Origin of the sequence: Leuconostoc inhae (assembly GCF_019656015.1) — a bacterium.
Lineage (GTDB): Bacteria > Bacillota > Bacilli > Lactobacillales > Lactobacillaceae > Leuconostoc > Leuconostoc inhae_A.
In genome coordinates this window covers 46246-68226 of the sequence record NZ_BPKW01000009.1, presented here as the reverse complement: position 1 = coordinate 68226, position 21981 = coordinate 46246, and the positions used below count along the sequence as shown (strand labels likewise).

Below are 21981 nucleotides of genomic sequence, written 5' to 3'. Positions count from 1 at the left end.
ATTAGTAAAGACGTTTCCTCCCTCTTAGCTTAATATTTCTTAGCGATATTTGGCCGTTGTTCAAACAAACGGCTAGCCTGTTCAAACGCATAACCCGTTTGATATACCGTTGCTTCATCAAACGGTTTACCAATGATTTGCAAACCAACTGGTAACCCATCAACAAATCCAGCATTTACGGACAAACCTGGTAAGCCAGCCAAATTAACTGGAATTGTCAAGACATCCGCTAAATACATTGCCGTGGGATCATCAATTTCTTCACCCAAACCATAGGCCACAGTTGGCGCTGTCGGCCCAACAATCACATCATAATTAGCAAACACCTTGTTAAAATCTTCAATTAACAACGTTCTTATTTTTGCTGCTTTTTTAAAGAAAGCGTCATAAGCCCCTGCTGACAATGAGAATGTACCAAGCATAATACGGCGCTTAACTTCATCCCCAAATCCTTCAGAGCGTGTCTTAATATACAAATCTTCTAAGTTTTTGACATTATCTGCCCTAAAGCCATAGCGAACACCATCATAACGTTGTAAGTTTGAAGAAGCTTCAGAAGACATGATAATATAATACGCAGCGACACCGTATTTGGTGTGTGGTAAGCTAACTTCGTCAACTGTTGCGCCCATTGCTTCAAGTTGGGCAATGGCTGCTTTAACTGTTGTGGCAACTTTAGGATCAATGCCTTCACCAAAATATTCTTTTGGTACAGCAATTTTCAAACCTTTGACATCTCCTGTTAGCTTTGAAGTGAAATCAGGTACATCACGGTTTGATGACGTTGAGTCTTTTGCATCAAAACCAGCAATTGTATTTAAAACCAAAGCATTATCTTTAACAGTTCGTGTAAAAGGACCTACTTGATCAAGAGATGAAGCCATTGCGAATAGGCCCCAGCGAGAAACCCGTCCGTAAGTCGGTTTTAAGCCCACGATACCATTGAATGCTGCTGGTTGGCGAATTGAACCACCTGTATCCGATCCCAATGCAAAGGGCACTTGACCGCCAGCAACAGCTGCGGCTGAGCCACCAGATGACCCTCCGGGAACTTTGGTATGATCCCATGCATTTGCTGTTTTTTTATAGTATGACGTTTCTGTTGAACCACCCATAGCAAATTCATCCATGTTAGTTTTACCAACAGAAATCGCGCCTACTGTACTTAGCTTATCAACAACAGTCGCATCATAAACTGGTTTAAAGCCTTCTAAAATATGTGAAGCACCTGTTGTTTGAATGCCATTTGTTGCCAAATTGTCTTTCAAAGCTAATGGCAAACCAGACAATATGTTAGAAAAATTCTGTTGTTCATCAATTTTTTTTGCTTGTAGCAAAGCTTCATCCGAATTTGTTCGAAGGAAAGCTTGTAATTCATTGTCTGTCTTTTCAATATTTTCTATGGTTGCTTGTGTTAAATCAACAGTAGTAATATCTTTGTTAACTAATTTTTCATGCAAAGAAGTTAAATCATTATCAAAAAAATTAATTGTCATGATTACTCTCCCTCACCATCTAAAATTGCTGGCACTTTAATCAAATCTGCTGCCTCTAGTGGTGCATTTTTTAATAGTTCTTGTTTTTGATGCCAATTATCTGCTACATCTTCACGCAAATGATTCACGTTGTCAGTTACCGAATATGTTGGCGCCACACCATCTGTGTTAACTTCACCCAATGTATCAAAAATATTTAAAATATTATCTAATTGAGTTGTGAATTGCACTAATTCAGTATCATCAAATGCTAGTTTAGCTAAATTAGCAACGTGTGCAACTTCTGATTTTGAAATTGTTGTTTCAGACATTTACTTACTCCTTTAAGCGTGTTTGTTGTTTAACGACATGTACAACGCACGTAACATATATACCTATTTATTTTACCATAACTCTGACGCTCTCTACGCTTGCATTTTAATGATATTCGCGTATAATTAAATTTGTTGTAAAAACAACATGACCAAGTACTTTGTTTAGCGTCTCACCGTCGCTTCACACAGTCTTTGGCGACATTTTAGAAAGGTGGATATGATTATGGCCCTTACACAAGAACGTAAGAACGAAATCATCAATGAATATGCTCGTCACGAAGGCGATACTGGTTCAGCTGAAGTACAAGTCGCAGTTTTAACTGCTGACATTAACGAGTTGAACACACACATGGCAATTCACAAGCATGATTTCCACTCACAACGTGGTTTGATGAAGAAGATTGGTAGCCGTCGTAACTTATTACGTTACCTCCGCAACACTGATATTCAACGTTACCGTGAATTAATCCAACGCTTAGGTTTGCGTCGTTAATCTTAGGATTACATGAAAACCTCGTATCAAATTTAAGGAGAAAAGACATATGCCTGTTATTGAATCAGCAATTCAACGTGTTCGTCTAACGAAAAAGCAACACGATCGTAACGAACCGCAACTCAGTGCTTACCGTACAGCTGTTAAGCGTTTTGAAAAAGCTTCAGCTGCTGGTGAAGACAATTTAGCAGAATTATACAAGACTGCTTCTTCTGCAATTGACCACGCCTATTCAAAGGGTTTGATCAAGAAGAACAAAGCTTCACGTGAAAAGTCACGTTTAGCTAAGTATGTTAAGTAAAAACAAATAAAAAGCGACTTTAACCATCATTCCTAGATTTGGCATGACGGTTAAGTCGTTTTTTATTTTCTTATAAAGTATTTTTTAATATAAAACGTTCAAATAATAGTGCTGGTTCTTGATTTGTTGATTTTAATTTCACTTCAATGTTGATCATACCAAGATAGCTATCTCTAAGTGATGACAATAGATACTTTTTTAACATTTGGCGTGCTAGTTTAATACGGTATGGATGGATGCCTAATTGCTTACTCATGTCTTGTTCTGTACCCTTTAAACCTGCAATTTGCAACAATAATCGAAATTGGCCCGTCAGTACTGCATTAATCCGTAAAGCAGGTTCACCATTCTGTAATAAGTCTCTATAAATTAACAATGCTTTTTTAGGTTGTCGTGTCATGACAGCATCGACGAGATCAAAAACGGTTGCTGTTAAGGTTTTAGGTACTAAAGTCGCTACCGCCTCTGCTGAAATATTTTTAGTATGTGTTGCATACGCGATTAATTTAGGTAATTCATTTTTCATTGCAGTATAATGCGCATTTGTTCGTAAAATTAATTCTTGTAAAGCATCTTGATCAATTTTATAGGCACGTTGTTGCAGTTCTTGGGTAATTGCTTGTCTTGATTGTGATTCATTTAATGCTGGTAATTCAATATTTTCTGCATATTTTAACAGCATTTTAGTTATTTTTTTACGTTTATCAATTTTTAAGTCATTAATAAAAAAAACGACAATATTTTCAGAAATTGGTTTTTCTAATAATTGAATCAGTTGCTCCTGGTTTTGAACAGAAGTTTTACCCTTGGCTGTTAAAAAGTCAGGATTTTGAACAACCACAACACGGCGATCACCAAAAAAAGGCATCGACATCGCATCATTAATAACATCATCTAAAGTCTGATCAACAAGGTCAAATTGCGCATAATTCATATCACGATCTGCCGGTTGAATCAGTTGTCTAAACGCCTGTTGGGCACGGCTAATAAGAATTTCTTCATTGCCAGTCACGACATAAAAATTAGCTAACGCATTATTGTTAATTTGTTGTTGTAGTTGTTGCAAGTTCATGATTTACTTTCACCTCGAATTGGCCTTTTTCCTTTGTATAATTATATCTAATCATACCATGAGTTTGTGTATTAAACAGTGCCATCTGTTGCTCTTGAATTGTTTTTAGTGTCTCAATATGTGGATGATGATATCGATTATTACGACCTGCTGACACAATTCCTACTTTAGGCTGCCATTGTTTTAGAACCATTGGGTTAGAGGATGTTTTAGAACCGTGATGCCCTAATTTTAAAATATCCACACGCATATTAGGATATTTAGCAGCAATTGCTGACTCACCTGCTTGATCTAAATCACCTGCTGTAAAAATATTTTGACCGCCTATTTTACCATATAATGCGATAGAATCTTCGTTTTCGGCCTGCCCTGATTGAAATGGATGAACAATATCTAATGGCATTTGAGGTACTACCGTACCTTGAGTAACCTCAACAACTTGCGTCTTTTTGAGATACGGCTTGATTTCTTTTGCAAATGGCTTTTGCGTCAGCATACCCGCCGGAATGATAATATGATTAACCTTTATTTTTTGTAAAATGATTTTTGCATCACCAATATGATCATAATCTTGATGCGTTAACACAAGATTATCTATATGCCCAATGCCTTGGCTATGCAAATAATTCACAATAACTGTCTCGCCTTTAGTTCGCTTAAAATTTTGTTCTTGCCACTTTTGTTTTGAACCAAATGTCACTTGTCCACCTGTATCAATTAAAGTTACAGAACGATTAAAAGGCTCACGAATTAACGTCGCATCCCCCTGACCAATATCAAAAATTGACAGTTCTCCATACACTGGAAAACGCATAAAAAGTAATACGATGCCTAGTAACATTATCCACAACAGCCTTGCCAATTGAGCAACCTTTTTTTCTGTTACAAATAATAACAATGCCATCATAAAAAGAATAATCGCGACAAACCAAGACAGTTTGCCAATAATTAAATTACCAGGTAGTGTCGCAATATAATCAACACTATGAGCAAATAATTCAATAACACTATTTATTAAATAAGTTACAAATGGCACTGTTTGTCCGATAAAACCAATCATCACTGCCGGTACAATAACGGCACTAAAAAGTGGTATTGCTGCAAAGTTCACAAAAGTTTGCAAGACGTGCCAAGTGTATTGTTGGCCGACAATAAGTGGTAAACTGACTGCACTTAATAATAAGTTAATTTGCCAAAAATTTAATGTCGTTGTAAATAATAAACAAAATGTCATAGCAAAAGAGAGTTGTCCGCCAAGTGTTAGCAAAATACCTGGTTCATAAATCAGGCTGCCTAATAAACTAACGGCCCAAACACTTTCAACTGGCATACGGCGACAACCTGCCAAATGTGTCATCATAATTAGTCCAGCAATCAGAGCACGCACAAGCACTGCAGGTTCACCAGCAAACACAAAATAATTAATTAAAACTAACGCCCCCAACCAAGCAGATACTTCTTGTGGTACATAAAGTCGCCGCAAGACCGCCATGAGCAGCATTAATACATAAGATACATGGAACCCAGATACACTAAATAGATGAATCAGTCCCAGTGTTTGTACTCCTGGATTATTGCCGTAAAGTGATTGTGGTGTTGTTCCTAAAATGAGTGCTTGTGCATAATCACTTAACGGTTGTGGGAGTTTTGCTGCATTTTGAATACCTTGTGCATGCCATATATGTAATTGATAACGACATTTTTGCCAAAATTTGTTGGACTTTATCGATTTGACTTGCCACGACTTAATTGTTACTTGATGTGTTATGTGCTTTGTCTCATAATATTTTTGTGCATCAAACTGGTTAAAATTTGTTGGTGATTTAATACGCGACAAATTACCTGTTGCATCAAAATGGACAATATTTTTTTCAGATAACCACGCTTTTTTTTCGGATTCAGAAGTTAATTTAGCGTACAATCGAACAACATGTTTATTATCATCTAAACTTGCGTTGGTTATTAAATTATCACCATCAATCGTGATTTCATCAGGTAAAATAACACCACTAATTTGAACAGCTTCTTGATCTAGTTGTCGAGACTGTGCTCTTAGTTCATGTGCATCATAGACAAAATATAGCAAAAAAGGTATCCCTAAAATTAGGGTAATCATCCCAAACCACTTAGTTAAATTAAAACAAGAAATGACAATCACTAATACTAACAAAATAATGGTGACACCATTTAAACGATAAATACAACCACCCATTGCTGCAATGAGTAAACTTACTATTAACAAAGATCGATTAATCATTATATGGTTAATTTATCCTGCAATGTTTCAAAGCGTTTTGCCCCTATACCAGAAACTTCTTTAATTTCATCTATTGTTTTAAAATTATCATGTGCTTCGCGATAAGCAATAATTTGCTCTGCTTTTTTTTCACCTATTCCTTCAAGTGTCTGTAATTCTGCAGCAGTCGCGGTATTTAAATTAATTTTAGTCATTGTTTGACTTGGTTCAGTTGCTTGTTGACCAACAGCAATTTTATTTGACCTAACTTCACCAATCGCTGGTACATAAAGCATTTGTCCATCAGATAATTTTTCGGCCAAATTCAACTGCAAAGCGTCAGCTTCATGCGTCAATCCACCTGCTTTTGCAATCGCAGTTTGTGCACGTGGTGAGTTGACAATATCATACACGCCCGGATTTTTAACAGCACCTTTGACATCAATCATAACAACCATGTCGTTTGTCTTGACACGAGTTGCAGCTGAGCTACTTGTACTACTGCTACTCATACTATAAGCAAGTGGCACTTCTGTGCCTTTAGGTTGCTTAATGACAAGCATAGCAATGAAACCCATAAAAACAACGCCACCTAACAATAACCAAATTTTGTAGCTTGCTAATTTATCCTTGATTACATCAAATGTATCTATCACATGCATCACCTCTGATAATATGATACGTTACACTATTCCATGTCACTAAAAAACACCTAACAAATTATTGTTAGGTGTTAGTTTGGCATGCAGGATTCGCTCCTGCGGGCGACTACTAGTTGTCACACTAATAGTAAAGTCGCGTCACTGCAGTGCAAGCACTGTTAGTCATAGTGAGAAAATGGGGTTCCACAACCACCATTAACACCTGCGTCTATACGAGACTTGTGATTTAACACGGCAGGCCGCCTTCGGCGCTAATTTTTCAAGCGCTTCGACTCATCGCATACAGATAGTATACCAAATTTTTAAATAATAGTCAAAATCAACTTCATCGTTTAAAATATCATACCACTCATCCGTATCTGATAACCTGTTATAATAGACATATGATAAAATTAACAAAACTAGAAAAACATGATATTAGCCGAATTGCTAATCCTAAATACTCTGATCTTGCTGACATTTATGTCCCAGATTCCAACGCTGATTCTAAACAAATGATGGCAAAATACGTCATTGAAACCTATGATTTAGGTGAACTTTATGGTGTAAAATCAACTGTATCACATCACATCTTAGACTTTACTTATTTGAATGGTGAACAGCAATCACGGATTACAGGTAAAATTGAATACGATGCATAAAACAAGCGATAATCTTAATTATCGCTTGTTTTATTGTTTGGCTCGTCATTTTCTTCAATCTTATTTTGGGCAACCACAATATTGGCTAGTTGTTCATCAAACCACTGCGAAATTTTTAGTTTAACACTAGCAGCATCATCTAAATATGCCGCAACTGAACTTGCCAATGAAATTTTTAAATTTGATTGACTCACATCAATATTTTCAATAATCATATATATATTGACTTGATTATCCTCTTTTTCTGGCCAAATCAATTTTTTTAATTGATTTGTGTAACGTAATGGCAAGTTAACAATATTAGTTTCTAAAGTTAGCGTTGTGCCACCTTCAGTTATACCACCATTAATTTCACCGTCAATATGTATAAAATTGTCATCATGAATATGCTTGTCTAACATCGTAAAAAGATTATCCAAGGCAATATGATCACTATCTAAAATATTCTCTTTATGCGAATAAATGGTATCTTCCGAAATGTTTTCTAATGCCTTTTCACCTGTAATTTGCATAGCCTCATCCTTTTAAATTATGTCAATATTAGTTTACCATAGAATAATTATTGAATAAGGTTACAAACAACCATTCAATTGGCATGATTATTAAGTTATCGTACGAAAAAAGCACTATATTATGTTCAGATGACATAGTCGTGCTTCTCATTTTTAAAAATTATAGTTGCCTATTACTTATGTGGCATATGATCCCAAAAATTTTCTTTGTTAATTTGTCGCGCTCTAGCAATTGCCATAGCATGGCCCGGTACATTATTTGTAATCGTTGATCCTGCTGCTGTGATTGCTTCACTAGCAATATTTACTGGCGCAACAATTTTTGTATTTGACCCAATAAACGCACGATCACCAACTGTTGTATTAAATTTATTGACACCATCGTAATTAACAAAAATTGTGCCTGCACCAATATTAACATCCTCGCCAATAGTTGCATTTCCAATATATGTTAAATGACCTGCCTTAGTGTTAGCAGCTACTGTTGCTTGTTTCACCTCAACAAAGTTACCAATGTGTACGTTATCGCCAAGATCTGCTTGTGGCCGCAAATGTGCATAGGGCCCAACAGTGACACCATTAGCTAACTGCGCACTTTCTAGGTGTGATGACGTAATCACGTTATCATCACCAATGACACTATCAGAAATGCGTGATCCTTGAGTTATCACGTTATTTTTGCCAATCACTGTTTGTCCCAAAATGGTGACACCAGCTTCAATCAACGTGTCTTGGCCAATAACTACTGTACCGTCAATAAATGTACTAGCCGGATCTACCAATTCAACGCCCGAAATCATCAATTGATGATTAATACGTTCATGCATGACACGGTTTGCGACAGACAAAGCCACACGATCATTGACACCCTGAGATTCGGTAAAGTTTTGTAACGTATATGCACCAATTTGATGACCAGCTTGACGCAAAATGTCTAACGTGTCTGGCAAATAATATTCACCTTGCGCATTGTTATTTTTCACCTGTGACAATGATTTAAATAACAATTGATTATCAAAAATATACACACCTGTATTCACTTCTCGAATACGACGCTCTGTTATACTAGCATCTTTTTGTTCTACTATTTTTATGACAGTATCATCATCTGCACGTACAATTCGACCATAACCAGTCGGATCATCAGCAATAGCAGTCAAGACAGTTACTGCATTGTTGGACCTATTGTGCTCATCAATAAATTCTGACAGCGTTTCGGAACGAAACATCGGTGTATCACCTGACATAATAAGTGTCACACCATGGCTTGATTCAAGCTGTGATTGTGCTTGCTGAACAGCATGACCAGTGCCGAGCTGTTCAGACTGCAAAACAAATTCACTCCGCTTCCCAACATGTGCCTGGACGCTTTCAGCACCAACACCAATGACTGTAATTGGTTTATTTTTTGAGAGTGGTTCAACTGCATCCAACACCCAATCAATCATCATTTGACCAGCAACATGATGTAATACTTTTGGCGCACTTGACTTCATACGTGAACCATTACCAGCTGCCAATACTAAGACGTTTACTTCATCAACCATAATTAACTATGCCTCGCGTTTATAAATTTCTTTTGCGTAATTACCAGCAGTGACTATAATTGGATCACCATTTTTAAGATTTGTATCGACATGTAGCAAAGACGTAAAGCGGTCAAGAAGACGCGTTGCTGATCTACCTTCAGCAAAAACAGCTGTCCCAACAACTGTTCCATCAAATTCACTAACAAGTGTCTGCATACCTTGAATGGTACCGCCAGCTTTCATAAAATCATCAACGATTAAGACACGAGATCCTGTACGTAACGAGCGACGAGATAATTCCATTTTTTCAACACGCTTTGAAGAGCCCGTCAAATAATTCACGGAAACCGTTGGCCCCTCTGTTACTTTAGCATCATCACGAACAATTACAAAAGGTACATTTAATTGCTCGGCAACTGCTTGTGCTAGTGGGACACCTTTTGTAGCTGCCGTCATGACTGCATCAATGTTATCACGTAAATATTGTGTGGCAATCAATCGGCCAACTTGGCGTAAAATATCCGGACGGCCTAACAAATCTGACAAATAAACATATCCACCAGGTAAGACACGTGTTTCATCGTTGACATATTGGCGTATTTCTTCAATGAAGCTTTTTGCTTCGTCCTCAGCCATAAACGGTATAAAACGTGCACCACCCGCAGCGCCAGGAACAGTTTCTAGTAAACCTGTGCCGCGTTCCTGAAAGGTTCTTTTTAAAATGGATAAATCTTCTGAAATAGAAGACTTAGCAGAATCATAACGCTTGGCAAAATAGGATAAAGAAATGAGTGTGCGTGGGCGCTCAAGCATGTAGCGCGCCATATCAACAAGGCGATCCGAACGACGTGTTTTCATAATGTATAAACGTGCGATAAACAAATTAGCACGTATTCTCCTTTATAAATATTAATATTTAATATTAATTATAACATTTTTAAAACAGTAACGTTCGGTATTTAAGCATTTTTTTGAAACTGCCAAACTGAGATTAAATAAATTAAAACTTCAATCATGGCAATAAAGAAACTTGCTGGTAAATTTGTTAGATAGGCAAGTGTTAAACCAGACCAAGTCCCAAATAAAGCAAATATGATAGCTAGACCCATTAATTTTGTCGTAGCTGTTACATAGTATTTAGCACTTGCAGCAGGCAATGTTACCAATACAAAAATTAATAATGAGCCAACAAGTTGTGAAGAAATACTAACCGATAAAGCAATCATAACCAAAAAAATATAACGTACTGCTTTTTGCTGCCTATTTTGTAGAAAAATGCCAGCTTCATCAAATGACAACTGTCGCAATGAACGATAATTGATTAGCAACGTTACAATAACAAAAATTGCTAACACGATTAACAATAACAAATTTTCTCGACTAATCCCTAACACGGACCCAAATAAAATGCCAGTAGCTGCTGTTGTACTCGTATGTCCAAGTGCTAAAAATAAAATTCCTAATCCAATAGCCAATGCAGAGATTGCGCTCGTAACATTATCCCGTTTTGTATAACTTGATTCTAATGCCCCAATCGCTAATGAAGCCCCGCTTGTTGCAATCATCATGCCAAGCAATGCAGGCCAACCAGCAAATAAACCAAAAGCCGCACCAGCAAATCCAATCTCACTTAAAGTATGTGTTAAGAAAGTATAATTACGTGCGACCGCAAATGTGCCAACAATTCCCGCAACAATACTGACAATCGTTCCTGCCATAAAAGCATTTTGCATAAATTCATAACTAAACATGATGTACCTCATCTTCTGCATGAATATGCGTCATTTGCGTTGTTAGAGACTGTAATTCAGCCATTTCCCCTTGAGTCACCTGACCATTTTCAAAAAATAAGTAGCCATCGGCAAACTGGGTCACTAATTCTAATTCATGTGTAATAAATAAAACGGTTAACTGTTGTGTTTCTTGTAACCGCTTAACAGTCTGTAATAATGTCACTTTATGCTCATGGTCTAAGCTTGCTGTAGATTCATCTAATATTAACAAATCAGGTTGCTGCACTAACGCTTGCGCCACAAATGCACGTTGCTTTTGTCCACCAGATGCTAATCCTAAACGTTTGTCGCTCATATCTGCCAAATCCATTAATTTTAATGCTGATTTTACCGCTGATTTTTCACGCTTATTCAGCCACAACCGCCACCCTTTATTATAATTTAAGGCCACAAATTCAGCTATGCTTAAAGGAAAGTCACGTGTGATATCACGAAATTGTGGTACAAAGCCAACACGATTTGTATTTAATTTTAATTCACCGTCAGTTTGCTGATTTTGCCCAATCAGTGCTTTAACAAAACTTGTTTTCCCAGCACCATTCTCACCTAATAACGCAAAAAATCGCCCCGCTGGCATATCAATATTAGCGTGAGCTAGTATGCTTTTCTCACCATAGTGAATGCCAAAGTCTTTTGTTTGTATGATGCCCATTATTTACCACTTTCTACTGGTTTAAAAACTGCCTGCAGTTGTTCAACAAGCGTCAACTGCCATTGCCATACTTTTTGATTTGATGGTAGCACCTGATTAAAGGTAATTACTGGTATGTTCGCATTTTTTGCTAATGCCACCAAATGTCGATCTCGATCAGATTGATCCTGACTTGCAGTCAATACAAAGCGAATCTTGTTGTTATGTATTCGCTCAGTCAATTTATCAAAATCTTCATTTGAAATAGATTCAATATTAGATATATCCGACGTATAGTTTAGCTGTGTCATGAACACTTGTTGCGCATTATTTGTCGCAATATAATGCACATTTTTTTCTTGTTTTAAAGTTTCAATACCATCAGATAGTGTTTTAGTTTGATCGGTTAATTTTTGACTATTATTTATATAATTATTACGATTTCTAGGGTCTAAATCGCTTAACAAGTCAGACAATCGTGCAATTGTCTTCAAAATAATTTCTGGACTTAACCAATAATTTGCATAAGCTTGATTTTTAACCACATCACTGGCCACTAATAATTTAGAATGCAACTTTAAATTACGACGTTGTGTTAATAATTGGCTTTGGTGGCTATCCGTAACGAGTACTTCTGCGTTTTTAAAAATTGTTTTTTCATTATTTTGTGTTAAACCACCTGACAATAATGATACATGCCCGCTGGTAGTCACTACCGCTTGTGCTATTTGTTGATAAGCAACATTATCTGTCACGATTTGAACAGGTACATGATATGACGGACGAGTTGTAACTGTCATTTTCATGCCAATTAAAAAAATACCAATTGGTATCAGAGAAATCGTTAAAATAGCATAAAACACTTGTTTTTTCATAATCTAAATTATCTCACAACTACAAAAAAAGCCCAATAGGGCAATTTAGTTATTCAGCAAAAGTAATATCAATATTATTCGTTAAAATGTCGGTATAACTGTATGACGCACGCTCAAACTTAGCTTCTTCATCCAGTTCAACAACAAACAAAGAAGGAAATGTTGAACGCAACACACCAGTTCGTTCTGTAATCTTTTTGCGACCGGCTTGTGCAACCACTGTAACGGCTTCGCCAACATGGGCGTCGAGTTTAATCTTAATGTCTTGCAAACTACTTGGCATTTTTATACCACCTTTCGTGAAAAACTTATTTAATTATAACACAAATAAGCTTTAATTGCAAATCAGACTGTATAATAAAACTAAATCATGAAAAAATATACAGTTACTGCGTCAACTTTTGCTCGCGTAAAGCCAAGTATAATGTTGTGAGTTGTGTTAAATCTAAGCGTTCTGCACGTATAGAAGGGTCAATATCAGCTTGTTTGAGCGCGGCTGTTATTTTTTCCTTAACATCCATATCTTTGCCATAAGTTTGCAACATGTTATTCCAAAGACTTTTGCGTCGGTGTGAAAAGCTACCTTTAATAACACCAAACAATCGCTCAGGTTGGTCAACCACGATTTGAGGAACTAATGGTGTCAGTTTGACTACCGCCGACTCAACCTTAGGCGCTGGATTAAATGCTGTTGCCGGTACTTCTATGGCCAACTGGGCATTTGCAAAATATTGAATCGTTAGCGTTAACACACCATAAGCTTTTGTGCCCACATCAGCATTCAATCGATCAGCGACTTCACGTTGCATCATGACCACGATATTGTCCCAAGTAATGTTAGTTCGTAGCAATTGCATCAAAATCGGTGTCGTTATGTAGTAAGGTAAGTTGGCCACTACTTTGACATGAGCATTGTCACCAAATTCTTCGGCAATAATTTGAGGCAAGTTCATCTCTAAAATGTCACCGGCAATAACCTTAACATTATCATAATCTTGTAATGTTTCCCCTAACACTTTGACCATTTGTGTATCAATTTCAAAAGCTAGGACTTTTTTTGCTGCACGCGCTATTTGTTCTGTTAAAGAACCAATACCTGGCCCAATTTCGATAACATAATCTTCATTTGTGATATTTGCAGTATCAACGATACCGTGTAACACATCTAAATCAGTTAAAAAATTTTGTCCGAACTTCTTCTTAGCATGCAAACCATATGCGTTTAAAATTGCCTGTGTGCGTGTTGGATCTGCAATATCTATTTTCTCTGCCATTTAGTCATTTACCTTTCAATACTGCCAATATTTGTGCCTGTGTGATGCCGAATTGTTGCACACGCTTTAACAGCTGCTTGCCATTTGTATAACCAATGTGTAATGATTCACCTACTATTTCACGACGCTTGCGAGCATCTTGATCATTTAATAAACCATTTTGCAACAAAAATTGCTGATCTACATCCGTCACTGTATCAATTTTAGGTGTCATAACTGCTGCTAATGCCTGTCGTAATATATCGGGTTCCGCATGCTCGACACCAAGAGATTTATGCCAATTATCTTTTTGCGCGCGGCCTTCGCTTTGCGTAATATATGCTTGCTTGGCTGAAGGTACAGCTGCTGTCATAATTTGACGAATTCGTTGACCATTAAAATCAGGATCCGTTAAAATAATAATACCTCGTGTTTCGGCTGCATATTGCGCACGCTTGATAGCATTATTATTAACAGCACTACCACCTGTCTCAATTGTGTCAGCAACCACTGCACGCGCTAAATTTTGTGTATCAGATTTACCTTCAACAACAATCATTTCATTAATTTGTGGACGTTCAGTCATGATTTAAGAAAAGGCGATGGGCATTTTGCCGTGTGATAGCTGATAGTTCTTCCGGTGTCATATTCAATGTATCCGCCAACGAATCAACGATATACTTGACAAGTGCCGGTTCATTATCTTTGCCTCTAAATGGTGTTGGTGCTAAATATGGTGCGTCAGTTTCAACTAATAAGCGATTTAATGGTACAGATTTGGCCGCTTCACGGACATCCTCAGCTTTTTTAAATGTGACTACACCACTAAACGAGATATGCATGCCTAACGCAACAAAGGCTGCTGCTTGTTCTGGCGTACCGGAAAAACTATGCATGACACCTTTAGTAACACCACTATCTTTCAACATCGCATACACATCTTCAAACGCATCACGATTATGAATAATAACTGGTAAATCGTATTTTTTAGCTAATGCTAGATGTGTTTGAAACGCTTTTTTTTGAACATCGTGTGCTGTCGTTTCCCAATAATAATCTAAACCTGTTTCACCGACACCAACGACTTTAGCTTGTTGCAGCTGCTTCTCAAGCTTTTCAGCGGCAACAGCATCAAAATCGCCAGTGTCTTCTGGCTGAAATCCCAATACTGCATAAATATTATCATGTGCTTGTGCAATTTCCAAAGCTCGTTCATTGCCTTGTGCATCATACCCGACAATATTCATTTCCATCACGCGAAACTCATGTGCTCGACCAATATAAGCTGGTACATCATGAAATAATTTATCATCGTTTAGATGCGTATGTGTATCATAACTATCTGCAGGTGTTTTTGTTAAATCGTAAATTGCCATATTTTAAAATGTGCAAAGCATCTTATGCGTCAACGTTTTTCATAAAAAAATATTACTATTGTTACACAACGTCTGGCAAACAGTACTCTGCACTATTCCTCCATTTTTTAGATATTTAGGGTGCAATCAATAAATCATGCGATAAATGACTGTCATTAAGAAAAAAAGCCGCGACGCGACTTACAATGACTTATTCTACTTTCGGTGCAGCCGCTGGCGTAAAGTTTTTTAACATACCATTAACAAACTTGCGACTTTCTTCATCTGAGAAAGTCTTAGTTAATATCAAAGCTTCATCAATGGACACCTTATAAGGTACCAAGTTATTTAATAACTCATATATCGCCAATCGTAAAATAATAAGATCAGCTTTATTAATACGATTAATTGCCCAGCCATTCGCTAAATGAGCAGAAATTTGTTCGTCTAATTCTGCTTTTGTACCCAAAACGCCATTAACTAATCGTGGCAAATAATCATCATAATCTTTGCCTTCCAAAACAATATCATACAATTTATCAATGTTATTGCTTTTTGGATCTTTTTCTAACGCAAACAACACTTGAAAAGCTGCTTGGCGTGATTCGTGCCGTGTCAAATTAGACATTACTTAACTACCTCAGTTGTACCAGATTCACCAAATAGATTATCAGGATCAATGCTACTAGAAATTTTTTCTGGCACAATACCAGTCACGTGAACATTTATTTGTGTCACCTGTAAGTCCGTCATTGATGAAATCTGAGATTGAATTGCGTGTTGGATTTCAAGCGCAACTTTTGGCACAACAACCCCATACTGCAAAAAGACATAAGCATCAATTACCAAGCCTTCCTCAGTATGTGATAACTCTACACCTTTTCCACGTGCGTTAGATCCAAATGCGTTCGTAAAACGATCTGACAATGTGCCTCGCATTGAATAAACACCATGCACCTCTTGCGTGGCAATTTGAGCAACCACTTCAATGACTTCTGGCGTGACTTGTGTCGTACCACCAACAGCTGAATTTTCAGTTGCCAATATAATGTTTTTTGTAGTCTGTTTATTACGCTTAATTTCTCTGGCCATTATTTAATCCTCGAAAATATTCTTTAAAATAAAAAGTTCCACAGGGGGAACTTTTTGAAACGTGTTCCCTATTACTCAAACACTCATACTGTAAAATTAAAACACACGACATATTAATGTCATGCTTGTTTGATTAAGCACGACCTTTATATGAACCGTCTTCTGTATTAACGATGATTGTTTCGCCTTCGTTAATAAAATCAGGCACTGTTATCGTTGCCCCAGTTTCCAAAGTTGCTGGCTTGCCTGAACCGGTTGCTGTCGCACCTTTAATACCAGGTTGTGTTTCAGTGATTTTCAAAGGTACTGTTGATGGTAATTCAGCACCAAGAATTTCATTACCATACATAGTTATCTTAACTTCCATGCCTTCAAGCAAAAACTTTAAGGCTGACGCAATTTTATCGTCTGGCAAATTGACTTGTTCATATGTTTCAACATCCATGAAAACACGACCATCATTTTCAGCATACAAATATGACATTGGACGTGTTGTAATGTCAGCCTGTTCAAACTTATCTCCAGGACGGAATGTTACTTCGTTAACAGCACCAGTTCGCAAGTTCTTCAACTTTGAGCGAACAAAAGCACCACCTTTACCAGGCTTCACGTGTTGGAAATCCAAAACACGCCATAGTCCATTCGTGTACTCAATTGTTAAACCATTTTTCAAATCATTCATGCCAATAGCCATGATTAATATCCTCTTTTATTAATAATATAGTTTATTATAACAGAAAACCACTATATTTGCAGTCTTCACACAAGATAGAATTTTACCACAAATATGTTGTTATATCAATGTTTCCCTTTATTTAATTCTGGTTGCACAATCAACGTGTCCAATCGGCGCAACGTGTTTAATAATGTTTTCCCTTCAGCTAGACCGTAAGTCTCTAGCCAACCATCAAAACGACTGTTCACACGTTGTGTAATAATTGATTCCACTCGCTGACCTTCGGATGTTAAATTTAATAAAATGCGTCTATGATCCTGATCATCTTTTACTTGATTCAAATAGCCTTGTTCAAATAGTGGTTTAAGTTGGCGAGCAATTGCGCCCTTTGTCACACCACGTTCAGCGGCAATTTTTGTCAACGTTAGTGGCTCATTTTGATTATTTTTCACCACTGCAGTCATGATTAACCACTGTTCAAATGATAGGCCAAACTGACTTGTCGGTTGTGAAATCAACTTCTCCAAATGTTTTAATGATGACATATAGACATGAATAAACTCAGTCATCAAATCAGAATTTGTCATTTTTCCTCCTAATCATACACACGATTAATGACCATTTGTCTCATGACTTGCTATGTCAAACTGATTAATATAAGTGAACGTATCGTCAATATTATCAAACAGCTGTACGTGTTGCAATTCATGTTCAGCTACAAAACCGTTGGTCACAGTCTCTTTTAACCAATCCCACAAATTATCATAAAAACCATTGATATTTAATAGAATCAGTGGTTTGTCATGTAATCCTATCTTTGCCCAACTAAGGACTTGTGCCAGTTCTTCTAAAGTACCAAAACCGCCAGGAAGCACAATGAAAGCATCAGCATAGCGCATCATGAGATCTTTACGCTCTGACATATTATCAACCTCAATTAATCGCGTCACTTGCTCTGGCGAAACAGCATCTTCAGCCAGATTATCGGGGGTTATACCAATAACTTCCCCACCGTGAGCCATTGTACTCAGTGCTGTCGCCCCCATTAAGCCATCTCTACCACCGCCATAAACTAATTTCAGTTTTTTTTCGGCAATTATTTGGCCAAGTTTCTCTGCTATTTCAGTATATTTTGGATCATTTCCAAATTGTGCGCCCATGAACACGGCAATTGATTGAACTGTCATTTGATTATTCCTTTCTATAAATCTAACAATATTATACACAATAATCAAGCAATAATTTTGACAATTCCCCCGTTTCTATACGCTATGTGGTACACTATTATATAGGTTTTCGTTCGTGAAAAATTAAATTAAACTACTATATTTTGGAGGCATTATGATTTACAAAGTTTATTACCAAGAACATCCGGAACGCAATCCCAAGCGTGAAACAACAGTTTCACTCTACTTGACGGCAGACAGCTTGCCACAAGCACGGGAAATTATTGAAGAAAACACAACTTATAATGTGGAAGCTATCGAAGAATTAACAGATAAGGCATTGACTTATGAAAAAGCCAACCCTAACTTCGAAATTACAACGTTCTAATTATGACATATTCTGTAGATATTAAACCTAATGAAGTCGCAGTATATGCGCTAGGTGGATTAGGCGAGATCGGTAAGAATACATACGGTATTGAGTATCAAAATGAAATCATTGTCGTCGACGCGGGTATTAAGTTCCCGGAAGACGATTTACTCGGCATCGATTATGTTATTCCTGACTATACTTATTTAGTTGACAACATCGATCGCGTCAAGGCATTGGTTATTACGCACGGACACGAAGACCATATCGGTGCCATCTCCTATTTTTTACAATCAGTTAACGTGCCAGTCTATGCTGGCCCCTTAGCCATGGCTTTAATCAAGAATAAACTTGAAGAAAAACAAATGTTAAATCGTGTTGAATTACACGAAATTACAGATGGCTCAGTACTAGAGTTTGACAAATTAAGCGTTGAATTTTTCCGAACAACACACTCAATACCTGATGTATTTGGTGTCGCTGTTCACACGCCCGTTGGTACAATTGTTGAAACTGGTGACTTTAAGTTTGATCTGACACCCACAACTAAGCAGCCACCAAACCTCTGGTCAATGGCTCGTATTGGCGAAAATGGTGTCTTACTCATGATGAGTGATTCAACTAACGCTGAACGTCCTGAATGGACAAAATCAGAAGCTTGGGTCGCCAAATCCGTTAACCGCATTTTTGATAAAATCGAACACGGACGTATCATTTTTGCAACGTTCGCTTCTAATATGAATCGTGTTCGCATGGCAACAGATGCTGCTATCGCCCATGGTCGTAAAATTGCTGTGTTTGGTCGTTCAATGGAATCGGCTGTAACTAATGGACGCGCCCTAGGTTACTTAAATATTCCAGACAATATGCTTGTTGAGCAGTCTGAAATTAAACATATTCCAGATGATGAGTTATTAATTTTATCAACTGGCTCTCAAGGTGAACCAATGGCAGCTTTAGCACGAATCGCTGAAGGTACTCATAAGCAAATTCGCCTAAAACCTAAAGATAATGTTATTTTCTCTTCTTCACCTATCCCTGGTAACACAGCTTCTGTCAATCAGGTAATCAATAAGTTAGAAGAAGGCGGCGCCAATGTTATTTATGGTAAAGTCAACAACATCCACACATCTGGTCACGGTGGTCAAGAAGAAGAAAAACTCATGATTGCCTTAATGAAGCCAAAATTCTTCATGCCAGTCCATGGTGAGTATCGTATGCTTAAGGTTCATGCTTCACTAGCGCAAGAACTAGATGTCCCTAAAGATCACACTTTCATTTTAGAGAATGGTGATGTTTTAGCTTTAGATGGTGAAAATGCTCGTGTCGCTGGTCATTTTCCTGGCGACGACACCTACATTGATGGCTCTGGTATCGGAGATATCGGCTCAGTTGTATTACATGATCGTCAAAAATTGTCTCAGGATGGCTTAGTTGTCGTTACTGCAACAATTGATTTAAAAGAAAAAGAAATTTTGTCTGGCCCAGATATTTTATCTCGCGGATTCGTTTACATGCGTGAGTCTGGTGATTTAATTAATGAAGGCCGTCGTATTATTTTCGGAACAATGCGTCGTGTGATGAATAATCCCAATGTCAGCGAAGCAGATATTCGTCAAGCTGTTATTGATGATCTTTCTAGATTTCTATACAAAGAAACTGCTCGTAAACCTATGGTCTTACCGATGCTAATTATGATTTAAATAAGATGCCAAGCACGCTTCATTTTTGCTTGGCTTTTTTTGTATATATTTTATTCAATGCGACACCTGATTTTCTAACTGTAAAGCAAGTTATCTTCTGATTTCCGAACATTCTTTCTATTTTTTCGTATTTTACTATATAAAAATCAAAATCAAAATTTTTAAACACCTATCAGTATGCTAAAATGGTATAAGTACAAAACAAAGGAGCCGTCATGACACAACGAAAAATTCCCACTATTATGGGTACGCAACATCCTGATAATGCACATGCACCATTTTGGGATGCCTCACAGCAACCATTTATCAGCGCTTATAGCGAAATGAACGAAGCTTTCGAAAATTTTAGCGAATTAAACGTTGATGAGTATATGTGGGACTGGGAAGGTAAACATGCCGATGCAGCCGTCATCGATCGCCTATTTAGTACCGAATATGATTACTTCAAAACAAATCAAATTGGTCGCGATAAATTTCTAACTTTCCGCTTCCCAAACATTTGGGAAGAAAAAGGCTACAGCTTAATGCAAGCAATGACCGCTATTTTAAGTTCAGAGGATTTTTCCCATGACCTTGGTTTTGATCAACGGCCTTTGTTTGAAGCAATATTACCAATGGCACAACGTGCAGATCAATTGCTTGAAATGCAAATCTTGTTTGAAAAGTTAGCTAACTTTAAATCAATTGAATTTACAAAAAATGATAAAAACACACCCTATATTGAAATGATTCCTCTGTTTGAGGATTTTAATACCCAGTTACATGCACCTGAAATTTTAAAAGAATATCTCAAGTTGCATGAGGAACACTTTGGTTTTCGACCAAAATACCTGCGTGTATTCCTAGCAGGATCTGACTCTGCCTTAACCGCCGGATTTATGAGTTCAATCACAGGTAATAAACTGGCTATTGCAAGATTACATGAATTTGCAAAAGAGGAAAATATCGATATTTATCCTATCTCTGGTACGGGCTCAGCTATTTTTCGTGGTGGTTTATCACCACATCGCATTGACCGTTACGTCACAGAATTTCCTGGTGTACGCACTGCGACTGTACAGTCCGCTTTCCGTTATGATTTCCCGTTAGAAGATGTACAACAAGCTATCACAGAGTTAAAAGAAAAGCTGCCAAATGCCGAGCCATTAAAAATTTCTGCTGATGATCAAAAAATTCTGGCAGAAGTAGCTGAAGAGTCTGCTAAGTTTTATGCGAACACACTGGATCAATTAATTCCAGACATGCAGCCCATCTTCAAGGCATTTCCTAAGCGACGTGACCGCCGCCAGCACGTCGGTGTTCTTGGTTATTCACGATCAGTTGATGGCATCGAACTTCCACGCGCTATTAACTTTACAGGGTCATTTTATTCAATCGGTGTACCGCCTGAATTTATTGGTTTCGGTCGCGCATTAGCCAATTTAAATGCTGATCATTTGTCAGTGTTCGTCCGAAATTATCCCAGCATGAAAAAAGATTTCCGTGAACTATCAGGTTATATTAATTTAGATGCTTTGGAAATCCTTAAAACTCAAAGCCCCGCTTGGGCAGAGGTAGAGCAAGACATTATGACACTCAAAGCCATTTTTAATCTTGAAATTGGGCCTCATAATCGTGAACAACAACAACACGCAGAAATTGCGTTGCAAGTCGTTCAAATCAAAGATGGCTCACCAGTTGCTACCACAGCTTTAATTAATCGCATGGCACAACTCAGACACTTCTTAGGTTAATATCATATTGTTCATAGCCCTTAGGGGCTTTTTTTGATACAATGAAACTAATTTGTTTTTTGAAAGAAACCACAAACC

At 37.4% G+C, this 21981-nt stretch carries 26 protein-coding genes; 6 read left to right on the top strand and 20 right to left on the bottom strand.

From position 1 onward, the window contains the following. Positions 1-29 precede the first annotated feature (29 nt). Positions 30-1496 carry an Asp-tRNA(Asn)/Glu-tRNA(Gln) amidotransferase subunit GatA gene (gene gatA / locus K5Q14_RS06720; RefSeq protein WP_220735058.1) on the bottom strand — a complete coding sequence of 489 codons (1467 nt, stop codon included), beginning with the start codon at positions 1494-1496 and terminating at the stop codon, positions 30-32. 2 nt (positions 1497-1498) lie between these two features. After that, the gene (gene gatC, locus K5Q14_RS06715; RefSeq protein ID WP_220735057.1) at positions 1499-1807 is read right to left on the bottom strand and encodes an Asp-tRNA(Asn)/Glu-tRNA(Gln) amidotransferase subunit GatC; all 309 of its coding nucleotides are present in this window, start codon (positions 1805-1807) and stop codon (positions 1499-1501) included. 226 nt (positions 1808-2033) lie between these two features. On the opposite strand from gatC, the gene rpsO reads away from it, so the two are divergent. Together rpsO and rpsT are read left to right on the top strand one after the other, a co-directional pair. Continuing rightward, complete coding sequence (gene rpsO, locus K5Q14_RS06710; RefSeq protein ID WP_010016112.1) at positions 2034-2303, top strand: 30S ribosomal protein S15; 270 nt, start codon at positions 2034-2036, stop codon at positions 2301-2303. Positions 2304-2352: 49 nt separating this feature from the next. Continuing rightward, entirely contained in the window at positions 2353-2604 is a 252-nt protein-coding gene (gene rpsT / locus K5Q14_RS06705) for a 30S ribosomal protein S20 (protein WP_010016113.1), read from the top strand. Positions 2605-2674: 70 nt separating this feature from the next. Here rpsT and holA read toward each other — a convergent pair whose 3' ends face one another. Genes holA through K5Q14_RS06690 form a run of 3 tightly spaced genes read right to left on the bottom strand, consistent with a single transcriptional unit; the run spans position 2675 to position 6574 of the window. Further along, positions 2675-3676 (bottom strand): DNA polymerase III subunit delta, encoded by a 1002-nt coding sequence (gene holA, locus K5Q14_RS06700; protein ID WP_220735056.1) that lies wholly within the window; start codon positions 3674-3676, stop codon positions 2675-2677. Beyond that, positions 3645-5933 carry a DNA internalization-related competence protein ComEC/Rec2 gene (locus K5Q14_RS06695; RefSeq protein ID WP_220735055.1) on the bottom strand — a complete coding sequence of 763 codons (2289 nt, stop codon included), beginning with the start codon at positions 5931-5933 and terminating at the stop codon, positions 3645-3647. Before K5Q14_RS06695 ends, holA begins: the two co-directional genes overlap by 32 nt. Then, positions 5933-6574 (bottom strand): helix-hairpin-helix domain-containing protein, encoded by a 642-nt coding sequence (locus K5Q14_RS06690; RefSeq protein ID WP_246587598.1) that lies wholly within the window; start codon positions 6572-6574, stop codon positions 5933-5935. The genes K5Q14_RS06695 and K5Q14_RS06690 overlap by 1 nt, the downstream gene beginning before the upstream one ends. Positions 6575-6957: 383 nt before the next feature. On the opposite strand from K5Q14_RS06690, the gene K5Q14_RS06685 reads away from it, so the two are divergent. Continuing rightward, the gene (locus tag K5Q14_RS06685; protein ID WP_220735053.1) at positions 6958-7215 is read left to right on the top strand and encodes a hypothetical protein; all 258 of its coding nucleotides are present in this window, start codon (positions 6958-6960) and stop codon (positions 7213-7215) included. A gap of 14 nt (positions 7216-7229) precedes the next feature. Here the strand turns inward: K5Q14_RS06685 and K5Q14_RS06680 are convergent, their stop codons facing one another. The 15 genes from K5Q14_RS06680 to K5Q14_RS06610 form a co-directional block, all read right to left on the bottom strand. Further along, a complete protein-coding gene (locus tag K5Q14_RS06680; protein WP_220735052.1) occupies positions 7230-7727 on the bottom strand; it encodes a hypothetical protein in 498 nt (165 codons plus the stop codon). Positions 7728-7900: 173 nt separating this feature from the next. After that, positions 7901-9274: a bifunctional UDP-N-acetylglucosamine diphosphorylase/glucosamine-1-phosphate N-acetyltransferase GlmU gene (gene glmU / locus K5Q14_RS06675; RefSeq protein ID WP_220735051.1), complete on the bottom strand. Its 1374-nt coding sequence runs from the start codon at positions 9272-9274 to the stop codon at positions 7901-7903. Positions 9275-9280: 6 nt separating this feature from the next. Next, a complete protein-coding gene (gene purR, locus K5Q14_RS06670; RefSeq protein WP_010387749.1) occupies positions 9281-10114 on the bottom strand; it encodes a pur operon repressor in 834 nt (277 codons plus the stop codon). 101 nt (positions 10115-10215) lie between these two features. Next, entirely contained in the window at positions 10216-11007 is a 792-nt protein-coding gene (locus tag K5Q14_RS06665) for a metal ABC transporter permease (RefSeq protein ID WP_220735050.1), read from the bottom strand. Further along, positions 11000-11701, bottom strand: coding sequence for a metal ABC transporter ATP-binding protein (locus K5Q14_RS06660; RefSeq protein ID WP_220735049.1), 702 nt, complete (start codon positions 11699-11701; stop codon positions 11000-11002). The genes K5Q14_RS06665 and K5Q14_RS06660 overlap by 8 nt, the downstream gene beginning before the upstream one ends. Beyond that, positions 11701-12555 (bottom strand): metal ABC transporter solute-binding protein, Zn/Mn family, encoded by an 855-nt coding sequence (locus K5Q14_RS06655; RefSeq protein WP_220735048.1) that lies wholly within the window; start codon positions 12553-12555, stop codon positions 11701-11703. The genes K5Q14_RS06660 and K5Q14_RS06655 overlap by 1 nt, the downstream gene beginning before the upstream one ends. 49 nt (positions 12556-12604) lie before the next feature. Further along, positions 12605-12838 (bottom strand): Veg family protein, encoded by a 234-nt coding sequence (locus K5Q14_RS06650; protein ID WP_010016125.1) that lies wholly within the window; start codon positions 12836-12838, stop codon positions 12605-12607. A gap of 103 nt (positions 12839-12941) precedes the next feature. Then, positions 12942-13829, bottom strand: a complete 888-nt coding sequence (rsmA, locus tag K5Q14_RS06645; protein WP_220735047.1) for a 16S rRNA (adenine(1518)-N(6)/adenine(1519)-N(6))-dimethyltransferase RsmA — start codon at positions 13827-13829, stop codon at positions 12942-12944. A gap of 4 nt (positions 13830-13833) precedes the next feature. Then, entirely contained in the window at positions 13834-14394 is a 561-nt protein-coding gene (rnmV, locus tag K5Q14_RS06640; RefSeq protein ID WP_220735046.1) for a ribonuclease M5, read from the bottom strand. Beyond that, positions 14387-15184, bottom strand: coding sequence for a TatD family hydrolase (locus tag K5Q14_RS06635; RefSeq protein WP_220735045.1), 798 nt, complete (start codon positions 15182-15184; stop codon positions 14387-14389). The genes rnmV and K5Q14_RS06635 overlap by 8 nt, the downstream gene beginning before the upstream one ends. A 190-nt stretch (positions 15185-15374) precedes the next feature. Further along, positions 15375-15791 (bottom strand): transcription antitermination factor NusB, encoded by a 417-nt coding sequence (gene nusB, locus K5Q14_RS06630; protein WP_220735044.1) that lies wholly within the window; start codon positions 15789-15791, stop codon positions 15375-15377. After that, complete coding sequence (locus tag K5Q14_RS06625) at positions 15791-16255, bottom strand: Asp23/Gls24 family envelope stress response protein (protein ID WP_220735043.1); 465 nt, start codon at positions 16253-16255, stop codon at positions 15791-15793. Before K5Q14_RS06625 ends, nusB begins: the two co-directional genes overlap by 1 nt. Positions 16256-16388: 133 nt before the next feature. Beyond that, positions 16389-16949 (bottom strand): elongation factor P, encoded by a 561-nt coding sequence (efp, locus tag K5Q14_RS06620; RefSeq protein WP_010016134.1) that lies wholly within the window; start codon positions 16947-16949, stop codon positions 16389-16391. 104 nt (positions 16950-17053) lie between these two features. Then, on the bottom strand, positions 17054-17518 hold the full coding sequence (locus K5Q14_RS06615; protein ID WP_220735042.1) for a MarR family winged helix-turn-helix transcriptional regulator: 465 nt from the start codon (positions 17516-17518) through the stop codon (positions 17054-17056). 24 nt (positions 17519-17542) lie between these two features. After that, positions 17543-18118: an LOG family protein gene (locus tag K5Q14_RS06610; protein WP_220735041.1), complete on the bottom strand. Its 576-nt coding sequence runs from the start codon at positions 18116-18118 to the stop codon at positions 17543-17545. Between the two features lie 154 nt (positions 18119-18272). Between K5Q14_RS06610 and K5Q14_RS06605 the strand changes: the two genes are divergently transcribed. The 3 genes from K5Q14_RS06605 to ppcA all read left to right on the top strand — a co-directional run bounded on the left by K5Q14_RS06605 (position 18273) and on the right by ppcA (position 21903). Beyond that, positions 18273-18485 carry a DNA-dependent RNA polymerase subunit epsilon gene (locus tag K5Q14_RS06605; protein ID WP_220735040.1) on the top strand — a complete coding sequence of 71 codons (213 nt, stop codon included), beginning with the start codon at positions 18273-18275 and terminating at the stop codon, positions 18483-18485. A 2-nt stretch (positions 18486-18487) separates the two neighbouring features. Next, entirely contained in the window at positions 18488-20170 is a 1683-nt protein-coding gene (gene rnjA, locus K5Q14_RS06600; RefSeq protein WP_220735039.1) for a ribonuclease J1, read from the top strand. Between the two features lie 215 nt (positions 20171-20385). Beyond that, positions 20386-21903 (top strand): phosphoenolpyruvate carboxylase, encoded by a 1518-nt coding sequence (gene ppcA / locus K5Q14_RS06595; protein ID WP_220735038.1) that lies wholly within the window; start codon positions 20386-20388, stop codon positions 21901-21903. Positions 21904-21981 lie beyond the last annotated feature (78 nt).

Coding starts and splice junctions, on each gene's coding strand:
- gatA (WP_220735058.1), bottom strand. CDS start 1,496: ATGACAATTAATTTTTTTGATAATGATTTAACTTCTTTGCATGAAAAA.
- gatC (WP_220735057.1), bottom strand. CDS start 1,807: ATGTCTGAAACAACAATTTCAAAATCAGAAGTTGCACACGTTGCTAAT.
- rpsO (WP_010016112.1), top strand. CDS start 2,034: ATGGCCCTTACACAAGAACGTAAGAACGAAATCATCAATGAATATGCT.
- rpsT (WP_010016113.1), top strand. CDS start 2,353: ATGCCTGTTATTGAATCAGCAATTCAACGTGTTCGTCTAACGAAAAAG.
- holA (WP_220735056.1), bottom strand. CDS start 3,676: ATGAACTTGCAACAACTACAACAACAAATTAACAATAATGCGTTAGCT.
- K5Q14_RS06695 (WP_220735055.1), bottom strand. CDS start 5,933: ATGATTAATCGATCTTTGTTAATAGTAAGTTTACTCATTGCAGCAATG.
- K5Q14_RS06690 (WP_246587598.1), bottom strand. CDS start 6,574: ATGCATGTGATAGATACATTTGATGTAATCAAGGATAAATTAGCAAGC.
- K5Q14_RS06685 (WP_220735053.1), top strand. CDS start 6,958: ATGATAAAATTAACAAAACTAGAAAAACATGATATTAGCCGAATTGCT.
- K5Q14_RS06680 (WP_220735052.1), bottom strand. CDS start 7,727: ATGCAAATTACAGGTGAAAAGGCATTAGAAAACATTTCGGAAGATACC.
- glmU (WP_220735051.1), bottom strand. CDS start 9,274: ATGGTTGATGAAGTAAACGTCTTAGTATTGGCAGCTGGTAATGGTTCA.
- purR (WP_010387749.1), bottom strand. CDS start 10,114: ATGAAAACACGTCGTTCGGATCGCCTTGTTGATATGGCGCGCTACATG.
- K5Q14_RS06665 (WP_220735050.1), bottom strand. CDS start 11,007: ATGTTTAGTTATGAATTTATGCAAAATGCTTTTATGGCAGGAACGATT.
- K5Q14_RS06660 (WP_220735049.1), bottom strand. CDS start 11,701: ATGGGCATCATACAAACAAAAGACTTTGGCATTCACTATGGTGAGAAA.
- K5Q14_RS06655 (WP_220735048.1), bottom strand. CDS start 12,555: ATGAAAAAACAAGTGTTTTATGCTATTTTAACGATTTCTCTGATACCA.
- K5Q14_RS06650 (WP_010016125.1), bottom strand. CDS start 12,838: ATGCCAAGTAGTTTGCAAGACATTAAGATTAAACTCGACGCCCATGTT.
- rsmA (WP_220735047.1), bottom strand. CDS start 13,829: ATGGCAGAGAAAATAGATATTGCAGATCCAACACGCACACAGGCAATT.
- rnmV (WP_220735046.1), bottom strand. CDS start 14,394: ATGACTGAACGTCCACAAATTAATGAAATGATTGTTGTTGAAGGTAAA.
- K5Q14_RS06635 (WP_220735045.1), bottom strand. CDS start 15,184: ATGGCAATTTACGATTTAACAAAAACACCTGCAGATAGTTATGATACA.
- nusB (WP_220735044.1), bottom strand. CDS start 15,791: ATGTCTAATTTGACACGGCACGAATCACGCCAAGCAGCTTTTCAAGTG.
- K5Q14_RS06625 (WP_220735043.1), bottom strand. CDS start 16,255: ATGGCCAGAGAAATTAAGCGTAATAAACAGACTACAAAAAACATTATA.
- efp (WP_010016134.1), bottom strand. CDS start 16,949: ATGGCTATTGGCATGAATGATTTGAAAAATGGTTTAACAATTGAGTAC.
- K5Q14_RS06615 (WP_220735042.1), bottom strand. CDS start 17,518: ATGACAAATTCTGATTTGATGACTGAGTTTATTCATGTCTATATGTCA.
- K5Q14_RS06610 (WP_220735041.1), bottom strand. CDS start 18,118: ATGACAGTTCAATCAATTGCCGTGTTCATGGGCGCACAATTTGGAAAT.
- K5Q14_RS06605 (WP_220735040.1), top strand. CDS start 18,273: ATGATTTACAAAGTTTATTACCAAGAACATCCGGAACGCAATCCCAAG.
- rnjA (WP_220735039.1), top strand. CDS start 18,488: ATGACATATTCTGTAGATATTAAACCTAATGAAGTCGCAGTATATGCG.
- ppcA (WP_220735038.1), top strand. CDS start 20,386: ATGACACAACGAAAAATTCCCACTATTATGGGTACGCAACATCCTGAT.